Annotated in this window: 13 protein-coding genes; 9 read left to right on the forward strand and 4 right to left on the reverse strand. The window is 73.4% G+C overall.

Features of this window, described 5'->3' with window-relative positions; genetic code table 11:
* The first annotated feature begins 320 nt into the window (after nt 1-320).
* The 4 genes from IC607_RS16005 (at nt 321) to IC607_RS16020 (ending at nt 2988) form a co-directional block, all read left to right on the forward strand.
* Nucleotides 321-1511: a hypothetical protein gene (locus IC607_RS16005; protein ID WP_191788428.1), complete on the forward strand. Its 1191-nt coding sequence runs from the start codon at nt 321-323 to the stop codon at nt 1509-1511.
* A gap of 220 nt (nt 1512-1731) precedes the next feature.
* Nucleotides 1732-2178: an SRPBCC domain-containing protein gene (locus IC607_RS16010; RefSeq protein WP_191788429.1), complete on the forward strand. Its 447-nt coding sequence runs from the start codon at nt 1732-1734 to the stop codon at nt 2176-2178.
* A complete protein-coding gene (locus tag IC607_RS16015; RefSeq protein ID WP_191788430.1) occupies nt 2175-2528 on the forward strand; it encodes a metalloregulator ArsR/SmtB family transcription factor in 354 nt (117 codons plus the stop codon). Before IC607_RS16010 ends, IC607_RS16015 begins: the two co-directional genes overlap by 4 nt.
* A gap of 22 nt (nt 2529-2550) precedes the next feature.
* On the forward strand, nt 2551-2988 hold the full coding sequence (locus tag IC607_RS16020; protein ID WP_191788431.1) for an SRPBCC domain-containing protein: 438 nt from the start codon (nt 2551-2553) through the stop codon (nt 2986-2988).
* 10 nt (nt 2989-2998) lie between these two features.
* Here the strand turns inward: IC607_RS16020 and IC607_RS16025 are convergent, their stop codons facing one another.
* Together IC607_RS16025 and valS are read right to left on the reverse strand one after the other, a co-directional pair.
* Nucleotides 2999-4804 (reverse strand): long-chain fatty acid--CoA ligase, encoded by a 1806-nt coding sequence (locus tag IC607_RS16025; protein ID WP_191788432.1) that lies wholly within the window; start codon nt 4802-4804, stop codon nt 2999-3001.
* A 51-nt stretch (nt 4805-4855) separates the two neighbouring features.
* Entirely contained in the window at nt 4856-7483 is a 2628-nt protein-coding gene (valS, locus tag IC607_RS16030; protein WP_191788433.1) for a valine--tRNA ligase, read from the reverse strand.
* A 131-nt stretch (nt 7484-7614) separates the two neighbouring features.
* On the opposite strand from valS, the gene IC607_RS16035 reads away from it, so the two are divergent.
* A complete protein-coding gene (locus tag IC607_RS16035) occupies nt 7615-11460 on the forward strand; it encodes a Pls/PosA family non-ribosomal peptide synthetase (protein WP_370526319.1) in 3846 nt (1281 codons plus the stop codon).
* Complete coding sequence (locus tag IC607_RS16040) at nt 11457-12776, forward strand: M1 family metallopeptidase (protein WP_370526320.1); 1320 nt, start codon at nt 11457-11459, stop codon at nt 12774-12776. The genes IC607_RS16035 and IC607_RS16040 overlap by 4 nt, the downstream gene beginning before the upstream one ends.
* Here the strand turns inward: IC607_RS16040 and IC607_RS16045 are convergent.
* A complete protein-coding gene (locus IC607_RS16045) occupies nt 12766-13389 on the reverse strand; it encodes a 4'-phosphopantetheinyl transferase superfamily protein (RefSeq protein WP_191788434.1) in 624 nt (207 codons plus the stop codon). The genes IC607_RS16040 and IC607_RS16045 overlap by 11 nt on opposite strands.
* 115 nt (nt 13390-13504) lie before the next feature.
* On the opposite strand from IC607_RS16045, the gene IC607_RS16050 reads away from it, so the two are divergent.
* From IC607_RS16050 to IC607_RS16060, 3 genes are read left to right on the forward strand one after another with little or no spacing between them, the layout of a single operon-like run.
* Complete coding sequence (locus IC607_RS16050; RefSeq protein ID WP_191788435.1) at nt 13505-14530, forward strand: TIGR03557 family F420-dependent LLM class oxidoreductase; 1026 nt, start codon at nt 13505-13507, stop codon at nt 14528-14530.
* A complete protein-coding gene (locus IC607_RS16055; RefSeq protein WP_191788436.1) occupies nt 14527-15294 on the forward strand; it encodes a coenzyme F420-0:L-glutamate ligase in 768 nt (255 codons plus the stop codon). The genes IC607_RS16050 and IC607_RS16055 overlap by 4 nt, the downstream gene beginning before the upstream one ends.
* Nucleotides 15291-16568 carry a glycoside hydrolase family 3 N-terminal domain-containing protein gene (locus IC607_RS16060; protein ID WP_370526323.1) on the forward strand — a complete coding sequence of 426 codons (1278 nt, stop codon included), beginning with the start codon at nt 15291-15293 and terminating at the stop codon, nt 16566-16568. Before IC607_RS16055 ends, IC607_RS16060 begins: the two co-directional genes overlap by 4 nt.
* A gap of 182 nt (nt 16569-16750) precedes the next feature.
* Here the strand turns inward: IC607_RS16060 and IC607_RS16065 are convergent, their stop codons facing one another.
* Nucleotides 16751-17329: an HhH-GPD-type base excision DNA repair protein gene (locus IC607_RS16065; protein ID WP_191788437.1), complete on the reverse strand. Its 579-nt coding sequence runs from the start codon at nt 17327-17329 to the stop codon at nt 16751-16753.
* Nucleotides 17330-17401: the final 72 nt, after the last annotated feature.

The raw sequence follows: 17401 nt of genomic DNA on the forward strand, positions 1-17401 counted from the left end.
CCGGTCCTCCCACCGGGGCGCCGGCAATTCGCATGCAAGCCACGAAGGCAGTCACGCTAGGAGTCAGACGCCCCGGTGACAGGACCCAACCACCGCTAAGCGGCACCGTCACCCTGACACTGACGTCACGCTACCTCCCCGCTGACGGTGCCCGGGGGTCGGTAGGGACGCGTGGGGATCGAGCGACAGTGCGGGATGCGGCCAGGGGTGGCGCTGGCGTGGCTCGTGGCGGAAGGTGGGAGACGTCAGTTCCGGCCGGCCGACGAGGCCCGCATGCGCCCGTGGCCGCCGGTTGCTCCCGATCCCGGAGGTATCGCCACATGGATCTGCACTGGCTCAAGCCGCTGCTCGGACGTCCGGCCCCGTTCACGACCGTCTTCCTCGACGCGACCCGTGCGGAGTCGGCGGGGGAGGCCGAGGCGGTCGACCGGTGGCGGGCCCTGCGGCGCTCGCTGGAGCGCGACGGGGCGTCGGCGTCGGTGCTCGACGAGATCGCCGAGCTGGTCGCGGTGCCCGCGGGTCGGCGCGGCCCGCAGGGGCGCATCATCGTCGCCGATGCGGACGGCGTCGTCGTCGACCGCGTGCTGTCCGAGCCGCCCACCCACTCGGTGGCCGTGCACGGACCCATCCCGGCCCTGCTCCCGGCGATCCGCTCGGCCGACGAGGAGGTCGACGTGCTCGTCGTCGCCGCGGACCGCACGGGCGCGGACCTCACGCGCAAGACGTGCGGCGCCGGCGCCGGCCAGGCGCAGGTGGAGCACGTCGAGGGTGGGCACGACGACGTGCACAAGTCCCGCGAGGGTGGCCTCGAGCGCCGGAGCCAGACCCGCGCGGAGGACTCGTGGCAGCGCAACGCTGAGCTGGTGGCCGCCGAGGTGGACCGCAAGGTGCGCGACGGCGCGCCCGACCTGGTGCTGCTCACCGGGGACACGCGCGCGGTGGGGTTCGTCCGCGACGCCCTCGGCAAGGATGCGCGCGGGTTGCTCGTCGAGGCGTCCGGGGGAGGCCGCGGGGACGGGGTCAACGTCGCCGCGTTCGAGGAGAAGGTGGCCGACGCCGCCGCGCAGTTCCGGGGCAAGCGCCGTGCCGCGGTGCTGGACCGCTTCGCGACCGCTCAGGGCCGCGGCGACAACGCCGTGACGTCGCTCGACGACGTCATCGAGGTGCTGCGGCGCGGGCAGGTGGCCGAGCTGGTGCTGGACGTCGACGCCCTGTCGGGCAATCTCGCCGAACGTGAGCTCTGGGTGGGGCCCGGGCCGCTCGAGCTGGCGACCAGCTCCGCCGACCTGGCGGCGATCGGCGTCGACGGTGACGGTGACCGGTACACGGCCGACGTCGCGCTGGTCCGCGCGGCGCTGGGGCAGGACGCGGGTGTGACCTTCGCCGACGACGGTGCGGCCGACCTGGTCGACGGCGTCGGTGCTCTGCTGCGCTGGTCGGACGAGTCGACGCCGAGCGAGGCGGTCCCGAGCCAGTCCGCCGACCAGGCCCGCCTGCGCACGGTCGTCTGACCGACGAGTGGGCCCGGTCGTCACCGACGACGCCGACCGATCGTCGGTTGCCTTCGGTGGGTAGTCGACCTCCCGCGAGGTGGTCGGTTGCAACCGACTACCTCGCGGGTAACCCGACTACCGGCTGGCCGATGGTCGTCATATGCAACCAAGGGTTGCGCATCGCGCGAACCGGGCGTAGGTTGATCCGCAACCAAACGTTGCGGAAAGCGAGAGCCTCATGGAGTTCGGCAGCATCGAGCGAGAGATCCACGTCGACGCGTCACCGGAGATCGTCTTCGAGGTCGTCACCTCACCGGAGCACATCCGGGAGTGGTGGAACGGGGCGGAGACCGACGTGTCCGCGACGCCGGGGAACGAGGCCGAGATCGCGTGGGCGCGGGCGACCGCCGACGAGCACGTCCAGCGGCTCACCGTGGTTCGGGCCGACCCGCCGCAGGTCTTCTCCTTCCGGTGGGTGGCTGACGAGTCGGGGTCGCTGCTCGTGACGTTCGAGCTGACCCCGTCCGGGTCGGGCACTCTGCTGCGGATGACCGAGACCGGCTTCCGGGAGAAGGGCTGGGAGGCCGCGGTCCTCGAGGCGGCATACGCGGACCACGTCCGCGGGTGGGACGTCTTCGTGCCGAACATTGCCGAGTACACCCAGCGACTGGTCGCCTCGCGATGAGCGCCGTGCGCGTCGGCGACGCCGACGACGACGACCTGTGGTCGGCGATCGGCGACCCGACCCGCCGACGCATGCTGGACCTGCTCCTGGCCGGCCCGGGCACGGCGACCGCGCTGAGCGAACGCCTGCCGGTCACCCGGCAGGCCGTCGCCAAGCACCTCGCGGTGCTCGACCGGGTCGGTCTCGTGCGCGGCACGCCCGTCGGGCGTGAGCGACGCTACGAGGTGGACCAGGCGCAGCTGGAGCGCGCGGTCGCCCAGCTCGCCGACGTGGGCGCCACGTGGGACGCCCGCCTGCAGCGCATCAAGCGGATCGCCGAGGCGATCGCACGCAAGCACACGACCGACTGACACGAGGGACGAGGGGATCACGATGGTGGACATCCTGCACAGGATCGGCGTCGAGGACGCGACGCCCGACCAGGTCTATGCGGCGCTGACGACGGTCGATGGGCTCGCGGGCTGGTGGACGACCGACACCCGGGAGGTGGACGGCGTGCTGCAGTTCAGGTTCGGCCCTCCGGGCGGCTTCGACATGGCCGTGCTGGAGCAGGTCCCGGGCAAGCTGGTCCGCTGGGAGGTCGTCGACGGGCCGGCCGAGTGGATCGGGACGACGGTGCGGTTCGACCTCACTCAGAGCGACGGATTCACGATCGTGCTGTTCGCGCACGAGGGCTGGGCCGAACCCGTCGAGTTCATGTACCACTGCAGCACCAAGTGGGCGACGTTCCTGGTCAGCCTCAAGCAGCTCGTCGAGACGGGGCGCGGCGCCCCGGCCCCCGACGACCTGCAGATCTCCGACTGGCACTAGGGCCGGGTCGTCACTGCTCCCTCGTGTCCACGTACAGCTCGTCGATGTCGTCGGCGAAGTCCTTGAGCACCAGGGCGCGCTTCACCTTGAGCGACGGGGTCAGGTAGCCGTTGGCTTCGGTGAAGTCGGTGGGCAGCACGCGGATCTTGCGGATGGACTCGGCGCGGGAGACGGCCTCGTTGGCGCGCTCGACGGCTCGATCCAGGGCGGCGAGCACCTCGCGGTCGCGGCCCGCGGCCACGACGTCCATCGCGGGCAGACCGTGGTTGCGCAACCAGCCGGGCAGCATCTCCGCGTCGAGAGTGACGAGCGCGCCGATGAACGGCCGCTGGTCGCCGACCACCACCACCTGGCTGACGATCGGGTGGCCGCGCAGCCGGTCCTCGAGCTCGGCGGGGGCGACGTTCTTGCCGCCGGCCGTGACGATGAGCTCCTTGCTGCGGCCGGTGATGCGCAGGTAGCCGTCGTCGTCGAGCGTCCCGACGTCGCCGGTGTCGAACCACCCGTCGACGAGCGCCTGCGCGGTCGCCTCGGAGTTGTGCCGGTAGCCCCGGAACACGTGCGGGCCCTTGACCCAGATCTCGCCGTCGTCGTCGACTCGCAGCGACGTGCCCGGGAACGCCGGTCCGACGGTGCCGACCTTCGTCAGCCCCGGCCGGTTGACGCTCGTCGGCGCCGTCGTCTCCGTCAGGCCGTAGCCCTCCAGCACCCGCACGCCGATGCCGCGGTAGAAGTGACCCAACCGGTCGCCGAGCGGCGCGCCGCCGGAGACGGCCCAGTCGCACTGGCCGCCCAGCGCGGCGCGTAGCTTGGCGTAGACGAGGCGTGAGGCGAGGGCGTGCTGCGCCTTCAGCGCCGCGCTCGGCCCGGACGGCTCGTCGAGCGCGCGCGAGTACGTGATCGCGACCTTCGCCGCCCACCGGAAGACCCGCAGCTTCGCGCCGGACCCCGCGGTCTGCTCGGCCGAGTTGTAGACCTTCTCGAACACGCGGGGCACCGCGAGCAGGTAGGTGGGCCGGAACGAGCCGAGGTCCGCGACCAGGTGGCGGGCGTCGGGCGCGTGGCCCAGGACGGCGCCGGACGGGACGCACAGGACCTGCAGGAACCGCGCGAACACGTGCGCGAGCGGCATGAACATGAGGGTCCGTGCGCCGGGGACGGCGCACACCTCACCCAGCCCGTCCACGGCGTTGAGGGCGAGCGCGACGAAGTTGCCGTGGGTGAGCTCGACGCCCTTTGGCCGTCCCGTGGTGCCCGACGTGTAGATGACGGTGGCCAGGTCGTCCATGCCGGTCGCCGTGCTGCGGCGGTCTATCTCCGCGTCAGAGACGTCGGTGCCGTCCGCCACGAGCGTGTCGAGCGCGCCGTCGTCGATGAGCAGGACGTCGGCCAGGCCCGGCAGGTCGCCGCGGACGCGGTCGACGACGGCGGCGTGCGCCCCGGTCTCGACGACGAGCAGCCGGAAGCCGGTGTCCGAACCGATCCAGCGCACCTGCTCCGAGGAGTCGGTCTCGTAGATCGGCACGCCCACGGCGCCGGCCGCCCAGATCGCGAAGTCGAGCACGGTCCACTCGAACCGGGTGCGGGACATGATCCCGACCCGGTCGCCGGGGGCGATGCCGCGCGCGACCAGCCCCTTGGCGACGGCCGTCACCTGGTCGACGAACTGCGTCACCGTCACCGGCACCCAGTCGTCCCCGACGTGCCGCTCCGCGAACACCCCGTCGGGGTCGCGGGCCAGCCGCGCGGCCAGGAGACCCGGGATGCTGTCGTCGGGGTCCGTCGTCACGGTGCTCGCCGAGGTGAACTCACGCATGGCTCGACCCTAGCGGCGCGCGCGACACCACCGGGTGAGCCGCGCGTGACGTCAGCCGCGCGTGACGGGTTCGCCCAGCTCGGCGTCGCGCGCGACGACCGCGTCGGTCGGGACCGAGGCGATCTCCAGGAAGCCCGTGGCGCGCCCGGCGGCGCGCACGTCGTCGAGGGCGAGCTCGACGTTCGCGACGAGCGCCGCGGGCACCTCGAGCGTGGCCCGGACGATCTCCGTCTTCATCGAGACCTTGGCCTCCGACTTGACCTTGCGCAGAGCGGCGAGAGCGGCGCCGGCTGCACCCACGATGCCCGCGTCCGTGTCCCCGGCCGCGGCGCGCAGCGGCTCCGCGACGGGCCACGGCGCGCGGTGCACCGAACCCACACGCCACCACGACCAGACCTCCTCGGTCGCGAACGGGATCACGGGCGCGAACAGGCGCAGCAGCGTGTCGAGCGCGATGCCGAGCGCGGCGCGCGCCGAGTCGGCGCCCGCGCCCTCGCCGTACGCGCGGTCCTTGACCAGCTCGAGGTAGTCGTCGCAGAACGTCCAGAAGAACGTCTCGGTGAGCTCGAGAGCACGCGTGTGGTCGTAGGCCTCGAGCGCGGCGGTGGCGCGGTCGACGACGTCGGCCAGGCCGGCCAGCATCGCGCGGTCGAGCGGGACGGACACCAGGGTGGGGTCGAGCTGGACCTCGCCGAACGACAGCGCGAACTTGCTCGCGTTGAGCACCTTGATCGCCAGGCGGCGGCCGATCTTCATCTGTCCGACCTCGAACGCGGCGTCCGTCCCCAGCCGCGCGGAGGCTGCCCAGTACCGGACGGCGTCGGAGCCGTGCTCCTCGAGCAGGCCCATGGGCGTGACGACGTTGCCCTTGGACTTGCTCATCTTCTTGCGGTCGGGGTCCAGGATCCAGCCGCTGATGGCCGCGTCGGACCAGGGCAGGTTCCCGTGCTCGAGGTGCGAGCGGACCACGGTCGAGAAGAGCCAGGTGCGGATGATGTCCTGGCCCTGGGGCCGCAGGTCCATCGGGAACACGCGCTCGAACAGGTCGGGGTCCGTGCGCCAGCCGCCCGCGATCTGCGGCGACAGCGACGACGTGGCCCACGTGTCCATGACGTCCGGGTCGCCGACGAACCCGCCGGGCACGCCGCGCTGGTCGGCGGTGTAGCCGGCCGGGGTCTCCGACGACGGGTCGACGGGGAGCTGGTCCTCCGTCGGCAGGATCGGGTTCTCGTGGTCGGGCTCGCCGTCGGCGTCCAGCGGGTACCAGACCGGGAACGGCACGCCGAAGAACCGCTGCCGGCTGATGAGCCAGTCGCCGTTGAGGCCACCGACCCAGTTCTCGTACCGGACCTGCATGAACTCGGGGTGGAAGCCCAGCTCGGCGCCGCGGGCGAGCAGCGCCTCGCGCAGGGCCTCGTCGCGACCGCCGTTGCGGATGTACCACTGCCGGCTGGTCACGATCTCGAGGGGCTTGTCGCCCTTCTCGTAGAAGTTGGCCTTGCGCTGGGTCTTGGTGGGCTCGCCGTCCAGGTCGCCCGACTCGCGCAGCGCCGCCACGACGAGCTCGCGCGCGGAGAACGTGGTCTTGCCGGCCAGCTCGCCGTACAGCGCGCGCCCGGCGTCGGTGGTCAGCCACTCGGGGACGTCGGACAGCAGGCGGCCGTTGCGTCCGATGACGCCGCGCGTCGGCAGCTGCAGCTCGCGCCACCACTGCACGTCGGTCAGGTCACCGAACGTGCAGCACATGGCGATGCCGGCGCCCTTGTCCATCTCCGCACCGGGGTGGGCCAGGACGGGCAGCTCCACGCCGAACAGCGGCGACGTCACGGTGGTGCCGAACAGGTGCTGGTAGCGCTCGTCGTCCGGGTGCGCGATGAGCGCGACGCAGGCGGGCAGCAGCTCGGGGCGCGTCGTCTCGATGTACACGGGGCCGTCGGCGCCGTGGAAGGCAACCCGGTGGTACGCGCCCGGGTAATCGCGGGCCTCGAGCTCGGCCTGCGCGACGGCCGTCTGGAACGTGACGTCCCACAGCCCGGGCGCCTCGGCCTGGTAGGCCTCGCCGCGCGCGAGGTTGCGCAGGAACGCCTGCTGGGCGACGGCGCGGGAGTCGGCGGAGACGGTCTGGTAGGTCTTCGACCAGTCGACGGACAGGCCCAGGCGTCGCCACAGCGTCTCGAACTGGCGCTCGTCGTCGACCGTCAGGCGCTCGCACAGCTCGACGAAGTTGCGCCGGCTGACCGGCACCTGGTCGCCCGCCTTGGCGCTCTTGCCGTCGCCGCCCTCGAACGGGGGCGTGAAGTCGGGGACGTACGGCAACGAGGGGTCGCAGCGCACACCGAAGTAGTTCTGCACCCGGCGCTCGGTGGGCAGGCCGTTGTCGTCCCAGCCCATCGGGTAGAACACCTCGGCCCCGCGCATGCGGCGGTAGCGCGCCACCACGTCGGTGTGCGTGTAGGAGAAGACGTGCCCGACGTGCAGCGACCCGCTGACCGTGGGCGGCGGGGTGTCGATCGAGTACACCTGCTCGCGGGTCTTGGTGCGGTCGAACCCGTACAGGTCCTGCTCGGTCCACGCGGCGTTCCAGCGCTCCTCGACCCCGTCCAGCGAGACCCGGTCCGGTACCTGGCGCGCGCCGGCGGCGGTCGCGGTGGTCACGGGCTGCGGGTTCTGGTCAGTCATACGCTCATCCTCCCAGATGAGCGCCCGTCCCCGGACATGCGTTCCACGTCCGGCGAACGTTGGTCGACGCATCGGTGAACAGGTGGACCATCGGCGCAGGTGACGTCCCGAGACTGGGAGAGTGGGCCGTGGTGAACACGTCAGACGGATTCCTGCGCTCCTCCCTCGCGCCCGCGCCCCGCACGCTGCTCGACGTCCTGGGCTCCACCGCGGCCGCGCACCCCGACGCGCCCGCGATCGACGACGGCGACACGGTGCTGACCTATGCGGATCTGCTCTCCGCGGTCGCGGCCGGTGCCGCGGGTCTCGCGGCGGCCGGGGTCCGCCGCGGTGACCGGGTGGGCGTGCGCGTCCCGTCGGGCACGGCCGAGCTCTACACCGCGATCCTGTCCGTCCTCGCCGCGGGTGCGGCGTACGTCCCGGTGGACGTCGACGACCCCGACGAGCGTGCGCGCACGGTGTTCCGCGAGGCGCGCGTCACGCGCGTCCTGACCGAGGGGGACCTGGCGACGAAACCTGCCGCCGCTCCGCCGCAGGCGCCGGAGCTGACCGACGACGCGTGGATCATCTTCACGTCGGGCTCGACGGGCACGCCGAAGGGCGTCGCCGTGACGCACCGGTCCGCCGCCGCGTTCGTCGACGCCGAGGCGCGGCTGTTCCTGCAGCACGCTCCGCTGGGCCCGGGGGACCGGGTGCTGGCGGGGCTCTCGGTGGCGTTCGACGCGAGCTGCGAGGAGATGTGGCTCGCGTGGGGCCACGGCGCGTGCCTGGTCCCGGCCCCGCGCGCGCTGGTCCGCACCGGCATGGACCTGGGTCCCTGGCTCGTCGCGCAGGGCATCACCGTCGTCTCGACGGTGCCGACCCTGGCCGGCCTGTGGCGTCCCGACGAGCTGGCCGGGGTCCGGCTGCTCATCTTCGGCGGCGAGGCCTGCCCGCCCGAGCTCGCCGCCCGCCTGACGGGCCCGGACCGCGAGGTCTGGAACACGTACGGGCCCACGGAGGCGACGGTCGTGGCCTGCGCCTCGCTGATGAGCGGCCACGGCCCCGTCCGCATCGGGCACGCGCTCGACGGGTGGGACCTGGCGGTCGTCGGCCCGGACGGCACACCGGTCGCCGAGGGTGAGGCCGGTGAGCTCGTCATCGGGGGCGTGGGGCTGGCGCGCTACCTCGACCCGGCCAAGGACGCCGAGCGCTACGCGGCCGCGCCGGCGCTGGGGTGGGACCGGGCGTACCGCAGCGGGGACATGGTCCGGCTCGAAGCCGCGGGCCTGGTGTTCGTCGGACGCGTCGACGACCAGGTGAAGATCGGCGGACGACGCATCGAGCTGGGCGAGGTCGACGCGGCGCTCGCGTCGCTGCCCGGTGTGTCGGGCGGGGCTGCGGCGGTGCGGCGGACGCCGGCCGGGTCCGCGGTGCTCGTCGGCTACGTCGCCCCGGCCGAGGGGGTCGAGCTCGACCTCGACGCGGCCCGCGCGCAGCTGCGCGAGCGGCTGCCCGCGGCGCTGGTGCCGCTCCTCGCCCAGGTGCCGGCGATGCCGGTGCGGGTGTCCGGCAAGGTGGACCGCGACGCGCTGCCGTGGCCGCTGCCCGGCGTCGAGGCCGCCGGCTCGCAGGCCGCGCTGACCCCGACGCAGGCGTGGGTCGCCCAGCGGTGGACGGCGACGCTCGGCGCGTCCGTCCAGGGGCCCGACGACGACTTCTTCGCCAGCGGAGGCGGCAGCCTGGTCGCCGCCCAGCTGGTCTCGGCGCTGCGCGAGCGGTTCCCCACGGTCACCGTCGCGGACGTCTACGAGAACCCGCGCCTGGCCGACCTGGCCCGACGTGTCGACGAGCTGGACCCGGCCCCGTCGGCCGAGCAGCGCACGGTCCGCCCGACGCCGCGCTCCACCCAGGCGACCCAGGTGCTGCTCGGCATCCCGCTGGCCGCGCTCGTCGGGCTGCGCTGGCTGACGTGGCTCGTCGCGATCGACGCCGTGGTGCGTGCCAGCGGCTGGTTGCCGTGGGTGCCGTCGGTGCCGCACGCGTGGTGGTGGGTGCTGGCCGGCTGGGTGCTGCTCATCAGCCCGCTGGGGCGGATGGGGTCGACGGTCCTCGTCGCGCGGACCGTGCTGCGGCACGTGACGCCGGGACGCTACCTGCGCGGCGGCGCGGTCCACCTCAAGCTGTGGTTCGTGGAGAGCTGGGCCGCGGCGGCCGGTGCCGGCAACCTGTCCTGCTCGCCGTGGAACGCCGTCTACGCGCGGGCGCTCGGCGCCAAGGTCGGCAAGGACGTCGACCTGCACACGCTGCCGCCCGTCACCGGCATGCTCAGCCTGGGCAACGGCTGCTCCGTGGAGCCCGAGGTGGACCTGTCCGGGCACTGGCTGGACGGTGACGTGCTGCGGATCGGGCGGGTGCGCATCGACAAGCGCGCGACGATCGGCACCCGCTCCATCATCGGACCGGGCGTGCGCGTGGGGCAGGGTGCCGAGGTCGCACCCGGTTCCGGCGTGCTGTCGTCGGTGCCTCCCGGCGAGCTGTGGGTCGGGTCTCCGGCCGCGTTCGACGGTCGTGCCCGTGGCCACTGGCCGCACGCCCGGGCACCCCGGGGGCATCGTTGGGTCGCGATCTACGGGTTGAGCGCGGGCGTCCTCGCGGCGCTGCCGGTGCTGGGTGCGCTGTGCGGCCTGTGGGTGGTGGGGCAGGGGACACGCGGTGCCGCGGACCTGTCGGAGGCGGCCGGTCGAGCGCTCGCCTGGGCGCCGCTGGGCGGGGTCGTGATGGTCGTCGTGCTGGCGCTCGCGACCCTGGCCGGCGTGCGCCTGCTGGGCCTGGGGATCCGCGAGGGCTACCACCCGGTGCGCAGCCGCGTCGGCTGGCAGGTGTGGGCGACGCAGCGGCTCATGGACGATGCCCGCACGCTGCTGTTCCCCCTGTACGCCAGCAGCCTGACGCCGGTGTGGCTGCGCGCGCTGGGCGCGGACGTCGGGCGTGACGTCGAGGCGTCGACCGTGCTGCTGCTGCCCGGCATGACGAGCGTCGGCGACGGCGCTTTCCTGGCCGACGACACCCTCATCGGCTCGTACGAGCTGGGGCGCGGCTACCTGCGGATCGAGCGGGCGAGCGTCGGCAAGCGGGCCTTCCTGGGCAACTCCGGGATGATCGCGCCCGGGCGCGCCGTGCCCAAGCGCGGGCTCGTTGCCGTGCTGTCGGCGACGCCGGAGAAGGCGAAGACCGGTACGTCGTGGTTGGGCTCGCCGCCCGTGCGGCTGCGTCGGGACGCGAGCGAGGTCGACGACGAGCGCACGTTCGAGCCGCGGACGCGGCTGCGGGTGGCGCGCTCGCTCGTCGAGGCGTGCCGCATCGTGCCGGTCATGGCCACGTTCGCGCTCGGCATCGGCGTCCTGCTGACCCTCCAGCACGTCGTCGACCGCCACGGCCTGGGCGCCGCGGCCTGGGCGTCGCCGATCGTCGTGCTGGCCGCGGCCGTCGTGGCGTGCGCACTGGCGACGATCATGAAGTGGGTGCTCGTCGGGCGTCTGCGCGCCGGGGAGCACCCGCTGTGGAGCTCGTTCATCTGGCGCAACGAGCTGGCCGACACCTTCCTGGAGTACGTCGCGGTGCCGTGGCTGGGGCCGACGACCGTCGGGTCGCCGGTGCTCAACGCCTGGCTGCGCACGCTCGGCGCGCGGATCGGGCGCGGGGTCTGGTGCGAGACGTACTGGCTCCCGGAGGCCGACCTCGTGCGCCTCGGCGACGGCGCGACCGTCAACCGCGGATGTGTGCTGCAGACCCACCTGTTCCATGATCGGGTGATGAGCATGGACACGGTGACGATCGGGGCGGGTGCCGGCATCGGCCCGCACGGCGTGGTGCTGCCCGCCGCGCAGGTGGGTGACGGTGCGCGCGTGGGGCCGGCGTCGTTGGTGCTGCGTGGCGACCACATCCCGGCCGGCTCGCGCTGGACGGGCAACCCCGTCGCGCCGGTGGCCTCGTGAAGTCGGTCGACGACCCGTACCGCCCCGGACGGGGCCCGGGCGCGCTCGAGATCGCCCGGTACGAGCTGGACCTCGACTACCGCGTGGCGGGCAACCGGCTGGATGCGCGGGCCCGGATCCACGCGACGACCCGTCGTCATGTGGACCGGTTCAGCCTGGACCTGGCCGGCCTGCGGGTGAACCGCGTGCTGCTGGACGGCAAGCGGCCCGAGCGGTGGTCGCACCGGGGCGGTCAGCTGACGGTCAGGCCCGGGGGCGTGCTGCCGGCGGGGACGCCGGTCGTCGTCGAGGTGCAGTACACGGGCAACCCGCGGCCGGTGCGCGGCCCGTTCGGCGAGGTGGGCTGGGAGGAGCTGACCGACGGGGTCATCGTCGCCGGTCAGCCCGACGGGGCGCCGTCGTGGTTCCCGTGCCAGGACGACCCCGCGGACAAGGCCGCGTTCACCATCGCGCTGACCACCGACGCCGGTTACGAGGTGGTCTGCAACGGGACCCTGACGTCGCGCACGGTCCGGTCCAGCCGGGTGCGGTGGGTGTTCGAGCAGCCCGAGCCGACGGCGCCGTACCTCGCGACCGTGCAGATCGGGCGCTACCGGCGCTGGGACGTGGCCGACGAGCCGGTGCGCCAGCAGGCGGCCGTCCCGGACCGGCTGCGCGCGGCCTTCGAGCACGACTTCGCGCGTCAGCCGCAGATGCTCGAGGCGTTCAGCGAGCTGTTCGGGCCGTACCCGTTCGCGCAGTACACGGTGGTGGTGACCGACGACGACCTCGAGATCCCGCTCGAGGCCCAGGGCCTGTCCGTGTTCGGGGCGAACCACGTGGACGGCGAGCGCGTTGCCGAGCGGCTGGTCGCGCACGAGCTGGCGCACCAGTGGTTCGGCAACAGCCTGACCGCCGCGCACTGGCGGGACATCTGGCTGCACGAGGGCTTCGCGTGCTACGCCGAGTGGCTGTGGTCGCAGGCGTCGGGCGGACGGTCGGCGGACAACCAGGCCCGCACAGCGCACACGCGGCTGGCCGGGTTGCGCCAGGACCTGGTGATCGGCGACCCGGGCCGTGAGCACATGTTCGACGACCGCCTCTACAAGCGGGGTGCCCTGACGCTGCACGCGCTGCGTCGGGTGGTGGGGGACGAGACGTTCTTCGACCTCCTGCGCGCCTGGACCGCGGCGCACCGCCACGGCAGCGTGACGACGGCGGGGTTCGTGGCTCTGGCCACGTCAGTCACGGGTCGGGACCTGACGGACCTGTTCGACGCGTGGCTGTTCGCCGCGCCGCTGCCCGAGCTTCCGGGGCCGGTGGGCCTCAGCGCGTGACGCGCTCGACGACCACGGCCGCACCGGTCGGGTAGGCGAGCGCGCCGATCGCGGCCGACTCGAAGGTCAGGTCGCCGACAGCGCGCCGGCCCACCTGCGGCGGTGCGTCGGCGATCCGGCCGTCGGGCGTCAGCACGACGAGGCGCGGGTCGATGCTCAGCCCCCAGCCGCAGGCCTTGAGCACGGCCTCCTTGCGGACCCACGCGCGCAGCCGTCCGGTCGCGTCGTCGGGGGCGAGCGCTGCGGCCTCGTCGCGCGCGAGCGCGACGTCGTCGAAACCCGCGAAGACGGTCTGGGTGAGCGGCTCGGCGTCGACCCCGACGGGTCCCGCCGTGGACGCCGCCGCGACGGCGAGGCCGCGCGTGTGGCTCAGCGACACCGACGCGCCGTCCGTCACGGGCTGCCCGTGCGCGGTGCTGCCGCACGTCAGGCACCGGCGCCCGACGACGACGTCGGCCGGGTCGACGTTCCGCACGCGCGCGACCGCGAGGCGTGCGAGCGCGGCGGCGGACGCACGCTCGTCGTCCTGCGTGGCACGGCGCTGAGCTCGGGTCGGGGCGGCGGGGGCGGGGGTGGTGGGGGACCACAGCACCAGGACGTCAGGGTTCGGCACGGAGCGCATCCTGCCGGTCCCCGGCGGTATCGGGATCTTCGGAACACATGCTGGGCACGGCGGGGTTAGGGTCGCCAGGGGCTGCGCGATCGCGGCCCGACGAGGCGAACGAAGGATGCGTGGCGTGTCTGGTGTGACGGCGAACGGACTGACGGTCGGCTATGCGGCGGCGCTCGAGCAGTTCCACCCCACCGAGGCCGTGGAGCTGTCGGCGTACGCCGAGCAGCACGGCTTCTCGGGCGTGATGGCGGCCGACCACTACCAGCCGTGGGTCCCGGCCCAGGGCCAGGCGTCGTTCGTCTGGAACGTGCTGACCGCGGTGGGCGAGCGGACGGTCGGGGACTTCGGGCCCGGGGTGACCGCACCGACGTTCCGCTGGCACCCCGCCATGGTGGCGCAGGCGTCGGCGACGCTCGCGGCCATGTACCCGGGCCGACACTGGCTGGGGCTCGGCTCGGGGGAGGCGCTCAACGAGCACATCACCGCGCAGTACTGGCCGGAGGCCCCGGAGCGCATCAACCGCATGTTCGAGGCCATCGAGATCATCAAGAAGCTGTTCACGGCGTCGCTCGCGGGCAAGGACGTCAAGCACGCCGGGCAGTTCTACAAGCTGGAGTCCACGCGGCTGTGGACCATGCCGGAGGTCGCCCCGGAGATCCTGGTGGCGACGGCCGGGCCGGTGACCGCCAAGCGAGCGGGTCGGCACGCGGACGGGCTCATCACGGTGGGTGCGCCGCTGGAGAAGATCAGCGGGCTGTTCGCCAAGTTCGACGAGGGTGCACGTGAGGCGGGCAAGGACCCGTCGACCATGCCACGGGCGCTGCAGGTGCACCTGTCCTGGGCACCGACCGACGAAGAGGCGCTGGCCAACGCGATGCACCAGTGGCCCAACGGCGGCATGAAGTTCCCCAAGGGCGACATCCGCACGCCGTTCGAGCTCGAGCAGATGGCCAAGATGGTGCGGCCCGAGGACTTCGAGGGGCGCCTGGTCATCTCGGCGGACCCCGACGTGCACCGCGCCGAGCTGCAGAAGTACGTCGACCTGGGCTTCGACCGCATCTACGTCCACAACGTGGGGCGCAACCAGCGCGAGTGGATCGAGGTCTTCGGCGCCGACGTGCTGCCGAAGCTGGTGCGATGAGTCTCGAGATCTGGGCGCCCGCGGGGCTCGGCGAGGTGCGCGCGGGCGACGACCTCGTCGCGCTCGTCGCGGGGCTCCTGACGTCCGACCCGCGCGGGGTCCGGGACGGTGACGTGCTGGTGCTGACCTCCAAGGTCGTGTCCAAGGCGGAGGGGCGTTCGGTCGCGGCCGACGACCGCGAGCAGGCGATCACGGACGAGACCGTGCGCGTCGTCGCAACGCGTGAGCACCCCGGTGGCGTGACGCGGATCGTCGAGAACCGGCTCGGGCTCGTGATGGCCGCCGCGGGCGTCGACGCGAGCAACACGCCGGTCGGGACCGTGCTGCTGCTGCCGGTGGACCCGGACGCGAGCGCGCGGGCGCTGCGGCGCGGGCTCTTCGACGCGCTCGGCGTCCGGGTCGGCGTGATCGTCTCCGACACCGCGGGGCGGCCGTGGCGGCAGGGGGTCACCGACATCGCGATCGGGGCCGCGGGCGTCGTCGTGCTCGACGACCTGCGCGGTCAGGTTGACTCGTTCGGGCGGCCGCTCGTGATGACCGTGGCCGCCGTGGGCGACGAGGTCGCGGCGGCGGCCGAACTGGTCAAGGGCAAGGCAGCGGGCCTGCCGCTGGCCGTCGTGCGCGGGCTGGACCACCTGGTCTCCGACGAGGACGGGCCGGGAGCGGGCGCGTTGGTGCGGCTCGGTGACGAGGACATGTTCCAGCAGGGCAGCTCGGAGGCGTACGCCCAGGGGTGGAAGGACGCGCTCGAGGGTCGCGCGTGAGCGGGGCGGCTCGGGGGTCCGGGAAGGCGCGCGCCTCGCGCGCGCCGTGGGTCACGCTCGGCGTCGTCGTCACGCTCGCCGCCGCGGTGCTGGCGGTGTGGTTCGCGGGGCCCGGCGGGTCGCCCAGGTCGTCGTCGACCGTGCCGACGAGCCTGACGCCGAGCGCGACGTCAGGCGCCCGGCCCGCTGTGTCGTCGTCGGCCTCCACCGAGCCGACGCCCACGTCGTCGTCCCAGGCCGCCGACCCCTGGGCCGGGTGGACGCTCGCGCAGCAGGTGGGGCAGGTGTTCATGGTCGGCGTGAACGTGAGCGACCCGGCGGCGGTGAGCACGTCGGCGGTGCGCGACGACCACGTCGGCAACGTCTTCCTGCAGGGCCGCACCACGGCCGGTGCGGATGCGGTGCGCTCGCTGGTGCGGTCGTTCACGGATCTCGTCGGACCGCAGACCACGCACGGCACGATCCTGCTGGTCGCGACCGACCAGGAGGGCGGCGAGGTGCAGGTGCTGCGCGGGCCGGGCTTCTCGACGATCCCGTCGGCGCTCGAGCAGTCGAAGCTCGCGCCGTCCGACCTGCAGGCGCGGGCGCTGACCTGGGGCAAGGAGCTGCGCGACGCCGGTGTGAACCTGGACCTGGCGCCGGTGATGGACCTGGTGAACGGCCAGCCGTCCGCCAACCCGCCGATCGGTGCGCTGGACCGGAGCTACGGGTTCACCGCCGGCTCCGTGACGTCGCACGCCGAGGCGTTCTCGGCGGGGCTGAACGCCGCCCGCGTCAGCGTCTCGATCAAGCACTTCCCGGGGTTGGGGCGCGTCACCGCGAACACCGACACGACCGCCGGGGTCACCGACGGCGTCACCACGCGCGACGACGCATCGGTCGACGTGTTCCGCTCCGGCATCGCGGCGGGGGCGCAGTCCGTCATGGTGTCCACGGCCGACTACCGCCGCATCGACCCCGGGGTGCCGGCAGCCTTCTCGTCGACCGTCGTGACGGACATGCTGCGCGGTGACCTGGGCTTCGACGGGCTGGTCGTCACCGACGACCTGTCGGGGGCGAAGCAGGTCGAGGCGTGGTCGCCGGGCGATCGCGCGATCAAGGCGCTGGAGGCGGGCGTCGACCTGGTGCTGGTGTCGAAGGAGCCGACCGTGGCGCACGAGATGGTCTCCGCGGTGGTGGCGAAAGCTCAGGCGGACCCGGCGTTCGCGGCCCGCGTGCGGGACGCGGCGCGGCACGTGCTCGAGGCGAAGGGCTCGTGGCCGCCGTCGTCGTGAGGTCGTCGTGAGGTCGTCGCGCTGAGTGCTGTCAGCCGTACGGCTGCGACGGGTCCTTCCCCTGCGAGGCGAGCTGCGCGGACTGGCCGGTCGCGCCGGGCTGCCCCTGCGGGATGCGCTCGACGATCACGGCGGTGCCGTACGCGCAGACCTCGGAGAAGTTGCCGATGCTTGGCTCGTCGTCAGCCCTTGTTCTTCGCCGCCGCCTTCGCGGCCTTCTTCGTCGCACGCACCTCGGACAGTGACTGCGGGTCGGTGACGTCCGCGATCGACCGGCGCGCACCGTCCTCGCCGTAGGCGCCGGCGGCCTCGCGCCAGCCCGACGGCTCGACGCCGTACTGCTTGCCCAGCAGCGCGACGAAGATGCGCGCCTTCTGCTCGCCGAACCCGGGCAGCGCCTTGAGGCGACGCAGGACGGTGGCACCGTCGGGGTCGTCGTCGGTCCACAGCCGCGTGACGTCGCCGTCGTAGCTATCGACGACCGCCGCGGCCACGGCCTGGATGCGGCCCGCCATCGACCCCGGGAACCGGTGGACGGCCGGCGGCGTCGCGCACAGCGCCGCGAACTCCTGCGGGTTCGCCTCCGCGATGCGGTGCACGTCGAGGCCGCCCATGCGCTCCGCGATCTTCGCCGGGCCGGCGAACGCGGACTCCATCGTCACCTGCTGGTCCAGCAGCATCCCGATCAGCAGAGCGAACGGGTCTTCGGTGAGGAGGGCGTCGGCGGCGTCGTCGCCCGTGAGCCACAGTCGAGGTGCCATGGCCCCATCCTGCCCGACGAACGGGCGGCCGGGCGTGGCCAGGGGCCGACGACGGGTGGTTCGGACCGCTGA

This window comes from Cellulomonas sp. JH27-2, from assembly GCF_014837175.1.
GTDB lineage: Bacteria > Actinomycetota > Actinomycetes > Actinomycetales > Cellulomonadaceae > Cellulomonas.

Coding starts and splice junctions, on each gene's coding strand:
- IC607_RS16005 (WP_191788428.1), top strand. CDS start 321: ATGGATCTGCACTGGCTCAAGCCGCTGCTCGGACGTCCGGCCCCGTTC.
- IC607_RS16010 (WP_191788429.1), top strand. CDS start 1,732: ATGGAGTTCGGCAGCATCGAGCGAGAGATCCACGTCGACGCGTCACCG.
- IC607_RS16015 (WP_191788430.1), top strand. CDS start 2,175: ATGAGCGCCGTGCGCGTCGGCGACGCCGACGACGACGACCTGTGGTCG.
- IC607_RS16020 (WP_191788431.1), top strand. CDS start 2,551: ATGGTGGACATCCTGCACAGGATCGGCGTCGAGGACGCGACGCCCGAC.
- IC607_RS16025 (WP_191788432.1), bottom strand. CDS start 4,804: ATGCGTGAGTTCACCTCGGCGAGCACCGTGACGACGGACCCCGACGAC.
- valS (WP_191788433.1), bottom strand. CDS start 7,483: ATGACTGACCAGAACCCGCAGCCCGTGACCACCGCGACCGCCGCCGGC.
- IC607_RS16050 (WP_191788435.1), top strand. CDS start 13,505: ATGCGTGGCGTGTCTGGTGTGACGGCGAACGGACTGACGGTCGGCTAT.
- IC607_RS16055 (WP_191788436.1), top strand. CDS start 14,527: ATGAGTCTCGAGATCTGGGCGCCCGCGGGGCTCGGCGAGGTGCGCGCG.
- IC607_RS16065 (WP_191788437.1), bottom strand. CDS start 17,329: ATGGCACCTCGACTGTGGCTCACGGGCGACGACGCCGCCGACGCCCTC.